The organism is Photobacterium lutimaris (assembly GCF_003025555.1).
In the GTDB taxonomy this organism is placed as follows: domain Bacteria; phylum Pseudomonadota; class Gammaproteobacteria; order Enterobacterales; family Vibrionaceae; genus Photobacterium; species Photobacterium lutimaris.
The window spans coordinates 547,010-560,193 of sequence record NZ_PYMH01000001.1 but is presented as its reverse complement, the minus strand read 5'-3'; the positions used below and the strand labels follow the sequence as shown (position 1 = coordinate 560,193).

The 13,184-nt window shown below is 46.7% G+C and carries 11 protein-coding genes; 7 read left to right on the top strand and 4 right to left on the bottom strand.

From position 1 onward, the window contains the following. The first annotated feature begins 155 nt into the window (after window positions 1–155). Window positions 156–1,373 (top strand): L-2-hydroxyglutarate oxidase, encoded by a 1,218-nt coding sequence (gene lhgO, locus C9I99_RS02235; protein ID WP_107347214.1) that lies wholly within the window; start codon window positions 156–158, stop codon window positions 1,371–1,373. Window positions 1,374–1,428: 55 nt separating this feature from the next. Here lhgO and napF read toward each other — a convergent pair whose 3' ends face one another. After that, entirely contained in the window at window positions 1,429–1,980 is a 552-nt protein-coding gene (napF, locus tag C9I99_RS02230; RefSeq protein WP_107347213.1) for a ferredoxin-type protein NapF, read from the bottom strand. Further along, window positions 1,980–2,561 carry a molecular chaperone TorD family protein gene (locus C9I99_RS02225; RefSeq protein WP_107347212.1) on the bottom strand — a complete coding sequence of 194 codons (582 nt, stop codon included), beginning with the start codon at window positions 2,559–2,561 and terminating at the stop codon, window positions 1,980–1,982. The genes napF and C9I99_RS02225 overlap by 1 nt, the downstream gene beginning before the upstream one ends. A 406-nt stretch (window positions 2,562–2,967) precedes the next feature. Here C9I99_RS02225 and C9I99_RS02220 point away from each other — a divergent pair, with 406 nt between their 5' ends. From C9I99_RS02220 to C9I99_RS02210, 3 genes are read left to right on the top strand one after another with little or no spacing between them, the layout of a single operon-like run. Next, entirely contained in the window at window positions 2,968–5,397 is a 2,430-nt protein-coding gene (locus C9I99_RS02220) for a DmsA/YnfE/YnfF family dimethyl sulfoxide reductase (RefSeq protein WP_107347211.1), read from the top strand. A gap of 10 nt (window positions 5,398–5,407) precedes the next feature. Next, complete coding sequence (locus C9I99_RS02215) at window positions 5,408–6,025, top strand: DMSO/selenate family reductase complex B subunit (protein WP_107347210.1); 618 nt, start codon at window positions 5,408–5,410, stop codon at window positions 6,023–6,025. Between the two features lies 1 nt (window position 6,026). Further along, a complete protein-coding gene (locus tag C9I99_RS02210; protein WP_107347209.1) occupies window positions 6,027–6,872 on the top strand; it encodes a DmsC/YnfH family molybdoenzyme membrane anchor subunit in 846 nt (281 codons plus the stop codon). Between the two features lie 85 nt (window positions 6,873–6,957). Here C9I99_RS02210 and C9I99_RS02205 read toward each other — a convergent pair whose 3' ends face one another. Both C9I99_RS02205 and C9I99_RS02200 read right to left on the bottom strand, forming a co-directional pair. Continuing rightward, on the bottom strand, window positions 6,958–8,952 hold the full coding sequence (locus C9I99_RS02205; RefSeq protein WP_107347208.1) for a TonB-dependent receptor domain-containing protein: 1,995 nt from the start codon (window positions 8,950–8,952) through the stop codon (window positions 6,958–6,960). 148 nt (window positions 8,953–9,100) lie between these two features. Then, window positions 9,101–10,024 carry a LysR family transcriptional regulator gene (locus tag C9I99_RS02200; protein WP_107347207.1) on the bottom strand — a complete coding sequence of 308 codons (924 nt, stop codon included), beginning with the start codon at window positions 10,022–10,024 and terminating at the stop codon, window positions 9,101–9,103. 298 nt (window positions 10,025–10,322) lie between these two features. Here C9I99_RS02200 and C9I99_RS02190 point away from each other — a divergent pair, with 298 nt between their 5' ends. From C9I99_RS02190 to C9I99_RS02180, 3 genes are read left to right on the top strand one after another with little or no spacing between them, the layout of a single operon-like run. After that, window positions 10,323–11,246, top strand: coding sequence for a siderophore ABC transporter substrate-binding protein (locus C9I99_RS02190; RefSeq protein WP_107347205.1), 924 nt, complete (start codon window positions 10,323–10,325; stop codon window positions 11,244–11,246). 38 nt (window positions 11,247–11,284) lie between these two features. Beyond that, the gene (locus C9I99_RS02185) at window positions 11,285–12,244 is read left to right on the top strand and encodes an ABC transporter permease (protein ID WP_107347204.1); all 960 of its coding nucleotides are present in this window, start codon (window positions 11,285–11,287) and stop codon (window positions 12,242–12,244) included. Continuing rightward, complete coding sequence (locus tag C9I99_RS02180; protein WP_107347203.1) at window positions 12,237–13,184, top strand: iron chelate uptake ABC transporter family permease subunit; 948 nt, start codon at window positions 12,237–12,239, stop codon at window positions 13,182–13,184. Before C9I99_RS02185 ends, C9I99_RS02180 begins: the two co-directional genes overlap by 8 nt.

Below are 13,184 nucleotides of genomic sequence, written 5' to 3'. Positions count from 1 at the left end.
ATACATAGTGTGAATAGCGATGGATTAAACATATCGCTCTGTGGCTAAGCTCGCAGCTTTCACTTTTCTACTTACCTATACTTATTCCTATTATGGCGAGTATTGCCGTTCAGCACCCTATTGCTAGGGTAAACGTTCATAGAAAAGGACCTCTAATGAGTAAGGTGTACGATTACATCGTTGTGGGTGGTGGGATTATTGGTATATCGACAGCTTGGCAGCTAAAACAACGACAACCCGATGCATCAATTATCGTCGTAGAGAAAGAAGACACGCTTGCAGCACATCAGACGGGCCATAACAGTGGGGTAATCCATGCTGGCGTCTACTATGCGCCAGGAAGCCTGAAGGCAACACTCTGTAAAGAGGGAGAAAGAGCAACTAAAGCCTTTTGTACTGGACATCAAATCCCTTTCGAGCAATGTGGCAAGCTCTTAGTTGCCACTGACGATGCCGAATTAGAAAGAATGCAGGCGCTCTATGAACGATGCTTAGAAAATGGCATTGACGTTACACCACTAAACCAAGAGCAACTACAGCAACAAGAACCCAATATAACCGGCCTTGGGGCGATATTGGTCAATGCCACAGGCATCGTAGATTACAGAAAAATCACCAATAAAATGGCTGAATTATTTGTTCAACTCGGTGGGATAATTGCCAGACGTACTGAAGTAACCGCTCTCCAAGAGGATTCAGGCGTGGTTTCTGTTGAATGCAAAAGTGATGGCCAACCTTTTAAATTGCAAGGCAAGTTCTTGATATGTTGTGCTGGGTTAATGGCTGATCGCCTAACACAGATGATGGACATCCAGACTGACTTTCAGATCATTCCCTACCGTGGTGAATATTACCGCTTAGCCCCGCAGCATAACCAAATTGTCAATCACTTAATCTACCCAATCCCTGATCCAGACTTACCCTTCTTGGGTGTGCATCTCACCCGAATGATTGATGGCACAGTGACCGTTGGTCCAAATGCGGTGCAGGGTTGGAAGCGAGAGGGATACCGCCGTATAAACTTCAGTGCCAAAGACACAATCGAAATGTTAGCGTTTAAAGGATTTTGGAACGTCAGTGCGAATCATCTAAAGGCAGGATTAGTCGAAACGAAAAACTCATGGTGGAAACCTGGCTATCTCAAGCTGGTCAATAAATACTGCCCACAATTAACAACGGTCGATCTACACCCGTACCCTGCTGGGATCCGCGCACAGGCCGTATTAAGCGATGGTTCGCTGGTTCATGATTTCCTGTTTGCCGAAAGCCCACGCAGCCTTCATGTCTGCAATGCCCCTTCCCCAGCAGCAACCTCAGCAATACCCATCGGCAGTTACCTCTGTGACAAGGTATTAAGGCGCTTCGTGCGCTGATGATATAGGCTCAGCATCAGGTAGCCATGATCAGCATTGGCAATTAATAGATACCTTACACACTGAGGAAAGCCATGGTAATCGCACCACTGTAGCAGGGTGTACGACACTGGCCGCACCCATCACAGGAATCAGCCTTCACCACTGGCACTTGGTTTTGTCTGATTTCTATGGCTTGATGCGGGCACTGCTCGGCACATAACTCACAGTAACCTGATAAGCGGTTAGCACATCGCGAAGAAAATGTCGGGCGAACACCGATGTCTGTGGTAGGCGAAGAGAGAGCTTGAGTCGGACACGCTTTCTGGCATTCACCACATTGGCTGCAATCATTATATTCAAGATTTAGCTGAGGATAGCCTTCCGGCCGTTCAATGACCTGCTGGGGACATGCCTTCTCGCATTCATCACATTCCTGACAAACTTGAAGGAACATCGCTTCTGCGATAGCACCCGGAGGACGGGGAACCGTGCGAACGATCATCGGTGCTTGCGCCTCTTTCTTTACGCGGTTTGCACCAGAAAACAAGCCTCGAAGCAAACCACGACGGCTTACCGTGTAATGCTCCATACACGCTTTGTAATATCGTTCGTCACGTTCAGCCATTAGAAATACACCTTTTTCTCCACAGCTGACACGGCGAGTTCTTCGGTGATAAATGCCAACCACTGCTGTGCCATCGCACCTAGCAATTGGTAAGACTGCGTATTGGCATTTTTCTGCATAAGTTCAAGATAGCGAGGGGCCCAAGGCAGTAAATGTACCGATAACAGTGCCTTAATTGCTTCATTATCATTAGCTTCAGCCAATTTAGATATTGCCATCAGCATTAAGCCGAATTGGTCTTCAGGCTCACGCATCCCCGTATCAAGGCTCATTGCCTTATCAGCCAGAAAACGACGGTAATCAACGGTGGTTTCACCAAAAATGACTTGCTCACGGTCTAGGTATACCGATCCCCATGGCGGTGCTGGCATCACTTCACAGCCTTCAAACAGCTGCTGGAAGTCCATCGCAAGATCTTCAGCACCGTCAGCCTCAACAGCTTGAAGCAACTCTGCAAACGGTGAAGCTTCTTGTTCGTCATTATCAGCAATCATCTGACAGACTTGTCGGTTCGTCTCATGGGTAAGTGGATAATAAAACAAACTACCCAGAATACGGGCGATTGTTGAAATGTGCTCCATGGTCACATTTACCTCCAGAATATGTAATATTGTGAGATAAGTTTTAATTATGCCAATAGAGTCAGCAATTACATAAAGTTATCTATTAACACTTCCATCAGGAACAATAGCCGATAGCAAACACGAAAAACATGCTCTAAGACAATAAAGCATATCTTAAGCTCTTGATAGTAAATGAGAATTATTATTGAGGTGACTTTCAACCCATTTTCTTGTAAAGAACAAGCCACTCGCAAATATTTATATGATGATTATCACGCTTCCATATATTTTATGCTTTCATTGCATTTAAAACCGCTCTTTATTGATAAAAAACAAAGCTAACCACATATTCCCAGCCGATTATCTCGATTGCCCTCTACCTCTAAAGTAGTGTAAATAACAAAAATCAAGAGAATGTCGAGCTATGAAAAACAAAATTAAGCAGCTCCTCTCCCCTACATTTAGCCGTCGTGATTTTATGAAATCCACATCGGCTGTAGGCGGATTAGCAGCCATTGCAGGTAGTATATCCCTACCCTTTAAATCATCCCCTGTTGCTGCTGCAACAACATCCGAAGAAAAAGTTGTCTGGAGTGCCTGTACCGTTAACTGCGGTAGCCGTTGCCCATTGCGTATGCATGTTGCTGATGGCGAAATTAAATGGGTAGAAACCGACAATACCGGTGATGACGAATATGGTAACCACCAAATTCGTGCTTGTTTACGCGGCCGCTCTATGCGCCGCCGAGTATACAACCCAGATCGCCTGAAATACCCAATGAAACGTGTCGGTAAACGTGGTGAAGGGAAGTTCAAGCGCATCAGTTGGGAGGAGGCCTTCGACGAGGTAGCCAATAATTTGATGCGGATACGTAAAGAATATGGCAACGAAGCCATCTACCTCCAATATGGAACCGGTACGCTAGGCGGTACCGTCACTAAGTCTTGGCCTCCTGGCTCAAGCCTTCTTGCCCGCTTAATGAACCTAAGCGGTGGCTATTTGAACCACTATGGCACCTACTCTACGGCACAAATCGCAGCGGGTTTACCTTACACCTACGGAAGTGGGGCGAATAACTCTTTTTCAGATATCGAGAACACCAAACTCATTGTTCAGTTTGGTAATAACCCAGCAGAAACCCGTATGTCAGGTGGCGGCCAGATACATCACTTAACAGTATCTAAAAGCCGCTCAAACGCTAAAATGATCGTCATCGATCCGCGTTATACCGACACTGCTGGTGGACGTGAAGATCAGTGGATCCCCATTCGTCCTGGTACTGATGCCGCACTTGTCGCTGGTATGGCCCATGTCATGATCAAAGAGGATTTGGTCGATCAGCCATTTTTGGATAAATATTGTGTCGGTTATGACGAGAAAACGCTGCCAGCCTCGGCACCGGCTAACTCTGACTATAAGTCCTATATCTTAGGACGCGATACTGATGGTATTGAGAAAACCCCTGCGTGGGCCGCTGACATTACCGGTATACCCGCTGATGTTATCATCAAATTGGCCCGAGAAATTTCCTCAACGAAACCATGTGCAATATTCCAAGGCTGGGGACCACAACGTCATGCTAACGGTGAACTCACCGCCCGTGCCATATCAATGCTTTCTATTTTAACAGGTAATGTGGGCATTGCTGGCGGCGGCACTGGCGCAAGGGAAGGCAACACTTCTATACCTTTCGTGCGCTTCCCTATTCCAGAGAACCCAGTCAAAACGTCTATTTCATTCTTCCTATGGACCGATGCCATCTTCAGGGGCGTGGAGATGACGGCAAAGGCTGATGGTGTTAGAGGTAAAGACAAACTTGATGTGCCAATCAAGTTCATCTGGAACTACGCGGGCAACAGCATGCTCAACCAGCATTCGGACATCAACCGTACTCACGAAATTCTGCAAGACGATAAAGCATGTGAAATGATTGTGGTGATAGACAATCACATGACCTCATCAGCCAAATACGCTGACATCATCCTGCCCGATCTCACCACCTCAGAACAGTCTGACTTCTGTATGGACGGTGCAGCGGCAAATATGCCGTATTTCATTTTTGCCAGCCAAGCCATTAAGCCTGTTTTTGAAGCCCGCAGTATCTATGACATCTGTACTGAAGTCGCCAAGCGACTAGGTATTGAAAAGGAATTTACAGAAGGGCGGGATCAAGAAGGCTGGCTACGTCATTTATATGCCGAAACGCGTAAGGCTGATCCTAGCCTACCTGATTTTGAGACTATGCGCGAAAAAGGTATCTACAAACGTAAGACTGAACATTTCGTTGCTCACGAAAGTTTCCGTAAAAATCCAGAAAGCAACCCTCTTGCCACCCCTTCTGGAAAAATAGAAATCTATTCAGAGCGTTTGGCCAATATTGCTGCTGAATGGGAACTGCCTAAAGGTGATGTTATTCACCCACTACCTGTCTATACCTCCACGCATGACGGATGGGATGATCCTAAGCGCAATGAATACCCACTACAGCTGACGGGTTTCCACTACAAATCACGTACCCACTCTACCTACGGCAACGTCGAACAAATAATGGAAGCCGCACCACAACAGATTTGGCTAAACCCAATCGATGCCCAGCAACGCGGTATTAAGCATGATGATCCGGTTCGCATCTTTAACGAGCGAGGTGAGATACACCTAACTGCAAAAGTTACCCCGAGAATGATGCCCGGTGTAACGGCACTCGGAGAAGGTGCCTGGTATGCACCGGATAAGAAAGGTGTAGATCATGGCGGTAGCATGAACGTGCTGACAACCCTAAGACCAAGCCCATTGGCAAAAGGGAACCCACAGCATACCAACCTCATCGACGTGCAACTGCTAACAAAGGCATAAGGCTTAAACCATGAAACAATACGGTTTTTATATTGATTCAAGCAAATGCACCGGCTGTAAAACCTGTCAGCTATCGTGCAAGGACAACAAAGACACTGATATCGGCGTCAACTACCGCCGCGTTTACGAATACACCGGGGGTAACTGGATAAAAGAAGGCGAAACCTTCCGTCAGGATGTGTTCTCCTACTACCTCTCCATCGCCTGTAACCACTGTGATGAACCAGCGTGTGCCAATGTTTGTCCATCGGGTGCCATGCATAAGCGTGAAGAAGATGGCTTGGTTGTCGTCAATGAAGATGTGTGTATCGGCTGCCAATATTGCTCCATGGCCTGCCCTTACGGCGCACCACAGTACAACGCCGATAAAGGCCATATGACCAAGTGTGACGGCTGTTATGAGCGTGTAGGTCAAGGCCTTGAGCCTATCTGTGTTAGCTCTTGCCCACTACGCGCACTGGAGTTTGGCCCTATTGATGAGCTACGCAAAAAGTACGGTACTAACGCCGATGTTGCGCCATTACCCTCTTCACTGAAGACCAAACCGAACATTGTCATCAAACCAAATCGTCATGCCCGCCCGACCGGCGATCGCAGCGGTTTCCTAGCAAACCCTAAGGAGGTATAAAATGGCTTGGCATGAATGGCCCCTGATCCTATTTACCGTGCTGGCACAAACTGCTGTCGGTGCTTACCTACTACTTGGTGGGGTGATCTTAAAAGGCAAACTTTGTATCGGTGTCAACGATCGCCTTCATAAAGCAATGTTCTTTCTTTGGGTATTGATGGGGCTGGGTTTCGTGGCTTCTACTATGCACCTTGGCAGCCCACTGCGCGCTTTCAATGCGCTCAACCAAGTTGGCAGCTCTTGGCTGTCCAATGAAATCTTCACCGGAAGCGTATTCTTTGCATTAGGCAGTGGTTACTGGTTGCTAGAGATGCTGGACAAAGGCAATGAAAGCCTGCGTAAGCTGCTGCTGGCGGCGGGTATGATCGTCGGTATTGCCTTTATGTACTCAATGATCAGACTTTATCTTCTTGATACCGTACCGACCTGGAATACCATCTATACCCCAATAGCTTTTGTGATGACTATGCTGACATCTGGTCTTATCTTCGGCCACTTGCTACTCACTGGTGCTCAACACAAGATGGCAACACTTGACCGTGCTTTGCCATTTGTTGGCTCTATCGCCGTGGCTATCAGCCTGACGGCGTTGGTCAGCCAGCTTATCGGGCTAGCTGATATCCAAACCTCTGTGACCACCGCGACAGAGCTTATCCCCAATATGGCGCAGCTTCAGATCATCCGTGTCGGCTTACTACTTGGCGCTCTAGCCGTATGGTTTATCCCTAACCTGATGAACAGCCGTCCGGGTGTACCCGTCATGGTGGTAAGCTTCGGCTTGGTACTGCTTTCTGAGTTGGTTGGTCGAGGTATTTTCTACGGCCTACACATGACTGTCGGTATCTAATCTATTTCGCTAAGCGAGTAAAACAAAACGGGAGCCTTTAGATAAAGGCTCCCGTTGCTTTTTGAGCTGCGTACTGATTAATACTTTAGAAGTTTGCAGTCATACCCAAGTACCAGCTACGAGGCTCAATAGAGTAACTACGGCGAGTAACTTCGAAATCATCAAACTGCTCATCGGTAATATTGCGCACACCGGCACGCAAACGCCAGTCGCTGTTGATCAGGTAGTTCATACCCAGGTCCGCAGTAGTAAAGCTTGGACGGTATAAATCGCTGCCTGTATCAATCAGGGCTTCACCTGTGTAGTTAACACGCAAGAAAGTATCCATCCACTCAGTGGCATACCACGTCATGCGCACGTTTGCCTGATGGTCTGGACGATCTTCTAGCTCTTTACCCGTTGTTTTATCTTCAGTATCCAGATACGTATAGGCACCGTTAAGCTGGATTGACTCCGTCACATCATAGTGAGCTGTTAATTCAAGACCTTGAGTCATTGCTTTGTTGATATTCTTGTAAGTGTAAATATCACGACCATCCGGTGAGATACCCACAGCATTATCACGGTCTTGATCGATCAGGTTTTTAATATCGTTACGGAACAGGCCGGCTTCAATACTCCAAAGCGCCTCGTTGTAGATAGCAGACACTTCATAGCTGACGCTGGTCTCAGGATCTAGATCTGGGTTACCGACAACCTGACAATCACCCTTACAGCTATTAATCACGTTTTCTTCTGAGGTTTGCAGCAATGTTGGTGCGTTGAAAGCAGAACCTACGCCACCTTTCAACGTTAGCTTATCCGTTACCGTGTTAACCAAATAAGCGCGTGGGCTCCAGTGACTACCGTAGGCTTCATGGAAATCGAGGCGTGTACCATACGTCAATGTATAAGCGTCGTTGATCTCCCACTGATCTTGCACGAATAGTGCCTGTTCATGAACATCAGCTTTACCTGTTTTTGTCAGGCTTTCAGGGTTATCTAGCTCTGAATAGCTCCATTCACCACCAAAAGTCAGCGTGTGACTGCCGATATAGGTAGTACCGTGGCCATATACCTGCTGGTTGGTTTCATCAATGTCAGAGACACCCGTGTCAACTTCCGCTGCATCGACGCTTGATACCGCATCACGGTTATAGCGAAGTTGCGCTTCACCCCAATCGAACATACCGTTGTAGGTTACCGCTTGCATATCACGTTTTACACGTGAGTCAGAATCAGTAAGGCCTACTGTTGACTCAATGATGCCGTCACGTTCATCGTCGGTATAAGAAAAATCGAAAGCGATATCATGCATATCATTGATATACCATAATACGTTACCGCTTACGGCAAGGGTTTCGCGTTCTTCAAGTGTTGTCGCTTGTGAGCGATCATATTCACCGTTTGAACCTTCTGCCTGACCAGAGAAAGCACTGTAAGCATCGCGCGCTGTTTGGCTTACAGCCAACGACATATACAACTCATCGTCAATCAACGCACCAGAGGTATTAAATCCTGCTGAATATTGGCCACCGTTGTCATCATCACGATAGCTGTAGTCACCGCTAATTTGTGAGTTCCACTCGTTGGTCGGTTGCTTGGTGATGACATTGATTACACCACCTAAAGCTTCAGAGCCGTACAGTGCTGACATCGGGCCACGGATGACTTCGACCCGCTCAATGCTCTCTTTGGGAATTGCAGACAGGTCAAAGTCATTGCCGCGGAAAATAGCATTTGAAGAGCTAAGTTTACGACCATTCACCAGAATCATAGTAAATTTAGGATTCAGACCGCGAATCGAGATCATTTCACGCCCCGCCCGTCCACCGTCCATTTGGCTTTCTACGCCCGCAATGTTCTTCACCAAATCATTCAATGCCAAGCTCGGCTCTGAAAGAATATCTTCTTCCGTAACCACCGATATTGACGCAGGAGCCTTCGCTAAGGTGGTCTCGGTACGTGTTGCGGTAACCACCATTTGCTCATCCGTTTGTTCGTCTTGTCGATCAAACTCTGCATAAACAGGCATGGAAATAAACACAGAAGCGACAGCCATTGCTAGAGGCTTGCGAATGAAGTGGGTGCTGGTATACATAAACGTCCTTTTAGAACTACAAAACCAAATATAACGAGAATGATTCGCATTAGATATCTTATTCAATAAAATGACAATACAAGTTCCATTCGGGTTTTGAATTGTGATTATTCGAGTTTTGAATAAATACAGACACCGAAATTCAAATTCAGCTTATGTATAACTGCCTTATTACTTCGCGAAACCACATACACAACTCATCATTGTGATATCGCTTGTGCCAATACAAGTAGACATCTTGATAAGGCGAACGCAGCCCTTCAGGCACAGGACAAGCCACCAAATTTCGATTGATACAGGCTTCTTCAGCAAAAGGCGTTGGCAGATGAAAAATCACATCAGAGTGCTCAGCCATGGCCGGAGCGACATTGAAGTTAGTCAGCATCAAAGGGGTGGAGACCGGTTTGTTTCGATCAGTCAGCCCGAGATCTCTGAAGCGTTTCTCTATAGATAAATTTCTATCGCCATGCAATGAAATTTGCCCAAATTGGCATTCCACTAGCTTTTCGGGAGTCAGCTCCTGCTCGGCTAAAGGATGATCTGCACTCATCAGTAATCTGTAATCACGCGATGCAATAAAGCTACGGTATATGTTTTGCTCTGATGACGGTGGTTGCTGAGTTGAGAGGACAAAATGTACATCCCCAGCAATTAAGGCATCAAAGTGGCGCTTAGGTACGGTATCTAGCTCTAGTGTAAGCAAGGGAGCATATTCCCGTAGGTGCTGAAACACCTTTGGCAGCAGCCAATTGACTTGCGGCACCAAGCCAAACACCTTCAAGGATTTTTGACATGTCTTTGGATCAAACTCTTGGTCGTGGACCAAGCGTTCCAAAGAAGCCAGCATGGAGCTAATTTCCGTCTTCACCGACTCGGCTTTTGGCGTCAACTCATAGCCATGGCTTGATCTGACCAATAGTTCATCTTTAAACAGGGCTCGGCACTTTTGCAACGACCGACTCACTGATGGCTGACTGATACTCAATGCCTGGGCGGTATTCGAAACATGCTTTCGCTCTAAGAGGTGCTTGAGCACGATAAGATGACTAATATCAATTTGGCATAAATTCATAATTTAATTGTCTGTTTTTTGGCAATGGCTAGCAGAAGAAGGACCAATACGAGCCCCATAACGCGCATACAAATGATAATCATATTCAATATACAAATAATCACTATCCACATCAAGTATGCAGTAATGTGGTTCAAGTGTGCTACAAATGGCTTTCCAAGCGATAGAGTGTAAGCAAACATTAATATTACTAGGCTTTATGCCCCTTTCATGAGTAATATCAATAAAAACAATTCTCATTTGTGATTAGATTGCGCTTATCAGCTTTTAATCAGCTCTAAGATTTACAAGGTTCGTTATGACTCGCTTTACCACTGCATTAAAATCAGCACTCATTCTGGGTGCGCTAGCAATCAATGCCCCGGCTTTGGCAGAATCCGTTACGGTTCAACACTCACTAGGCACCACCACCATTGAGCAAACGCCACAGCGCGTTGTGGTGGTAGGCGGTCACGGCAGTCTTGATACACTCAACCGTCTGGGTATTGAGCCTGTCGGTGCAGTAACCACAATGCTACCTGAGTACTTAGCCGACTACAGTGAGAAAGCCACCTCTATCGGCAGCATGAAAGAAGCGAACTTCGAACAAATTTTCACCCTACAGCCTGACGTGATCATTGCCGAAAGCCGCATGGTTGATGCCTACCCGACCCTGTCTCAAATCGCCCCCACTGTCATGCATGTTGTTGAGAACGGCAACTACTGGGAAGACACCAAGAAGAACTGGCGTATGCTGGGCAACGTTTTCAACAAGGAAGCAGAAGCCGAGCAACTGATTGAAGAAACTGAAGCGCAGATGGCTGAAGTGCGCGAACAAGTCCAGAAAGAAGGCCTAAAAACACTGGCTGTGATGAACAACGGCAATAACATCTCAATGTTCGGCGAAGTCAGCCGATTCTCTGTCCTATTTGACGAATTTGGCTTCGAACCTGCGCGTACCTCTGACACCCAAAACCCTCATGGCAACCTGATTTCGTTTGAGTTCATTGCCGATGCCGCGCCAGATGTGCTTTTCATCCTTGACCGCGAAAGTGCAATTGGCCAAAGCTCTGGCAAAGCCCAGCAGCTATTTGACAACCCGCTGATTAAAAGCACGCCAGCATACAAGAACAACCGCATTGTTTTCCTTAACCCAAGCGCGTGGTACCTCACTATCGCAGGTGCAAATGCCACGGAAATCATGATTGATGATGCTCGCAAAGCGGTAACTTCTACTCAATAACAACCTATCAGCCCGGCAATAGCCGGGCATAAATACTCATGCATAATAAAAAATTACTCTGGGCGGTTATCGCCCTCTTCCCCCTTGCGGCTTTTTCACTTTTTATTGGTGTAGCCAATATCAGCTTTGAAAGCTTGCTAGCCGGCGATGAACATACCCTCTCCATTCTTTTTGGTAGCCGCTTACCTCGCCTACTCGCCATCTGTTTGGCCGGTGCAGGATTAAGTGTTGCAGGTCTGATCATGCAGCAAGTCTGCCAAAACCGATTCGCCGCCCCCTCAACAACCGGCACGATTGACTGTGCAATGCTTGGCTATGTCATGGGGATCGTGTTTTTTGCCGGCGCCAACCGCTGGGTAAGCCTTGGGGTTATCCTTATGTTTGCGCTAGTGGGTACATTGATCTTTGTGCAATTCCTGCAACGGCTGCAGTTCAAGAATGCCGTGTTAGTACCATTGATTGGTATTATGTACGGCAATGTCATTTCAGCAATGACCACTTTTATTGCCTACCGTTATGACTTGGTTCAAACCATGTCGGCCTGGACGGTCGCCAACTTTGCTTCGGTACTGCAAGGCAATTATGAATTCCTCTACCTAGCCCTACCGGCTTGTATGATTGCCTACTACTACGCCAGCCAGTTTAGTGCCGCCAGTGTCGGTGAAAGCTTTGCTAAAAATATTGGTTTAGATTTCCAAAAGATCGTTTTCATTGGCGTGTTGATAGTGGCAATCCTTGCATCGACCGTCGTTATGATCGTTGGTGTCATTCCGTTTCTGGGGTTAATCATTCCAAACTTAGTCGCTATCTTTATGGGCGATAACATGCGCCGTAACCTGCCTTGGACAGCCTACTGGGGCATAGTGATGGTATTAACGTGCGATATCCTAGGTCGCTTGATTATCTTCCCTTATGAAATGCCAATTTCGATGATCATCAGCATCTTCGGTGGTGCGGTATTTATTGCTCTAGTACTGAAGGATAAATCCAATGCGTGACAGTGTAAAAGTCTCCCTGCTTGCAGTATTGGGGTTACTCATTACTGTCTACTTTATTGGTCAGGGCCTCAACGCCCAGAATTACCAGTTCTTTCTGTCGCTAAGATTACCGAAAGTAATGGCAATTGTTCTGGCCGCTATTGCGATTTCAACTTCGTCACTGGTATTTCAGACCATTACCAACAACCGAATTTTAACGCCGTCTATCCTTGGCTTCGATTCGCTCTACGTAATGATTCAGGTCATCATCATCGTGATGTTTGGTAGTATGAGTGTGTGGTTTGCTGATGCGAAAGTTAACTTTCTGATCACGACTCTAACGATGAGCGTTTTCTCCATGGTACTGTTCAGCCTGTATTTCCGTCGGGCCAATAGCAATGTCTTCACTCTGCTACTCATTGGTATCGTCTGTGGCAGCCTGTTTAGCAGTATTTCCAACTTCTTTACCATGATCCTCGACCCTAACGAGTTTGCCAACTTACAGAACACCATGTTTGCCAGCTTCAATAACGTCAATGCCGAACTGGTGTACTGGTCAACTATTCCGCTGGGGATCTGTATCGCTATCTTGTATTCACTTGCCCATAAACTGGATGTGTTCTGGCTGGGTACTGACAATGCCAAAAGCTTAGGCGTAGATACGCACAAGGTCACGATGCAGGTAATGATGGTGATCACCGTAATGGTGGCAATCTCAACTGCCTTAGTGGGGCCTGTACTGTTCTTCGGCTTAATCGTCGTCAGCCTGACCCGGCAGCTATTTCGTAGCTACCATCATACTTTCCTTATGCTGGCAGCAAGCACTATGTCGGTAGTGCTCCTGGTGGGTGGTCAATGGCTAATTGAAAATGTCTTTGCTTTCGATACCACTATCAGTGTCATCATCAACTTTGTTGGTGGTAGTTACTTCCTTTATCTTCTAATGCGTAACAAGTTTTGA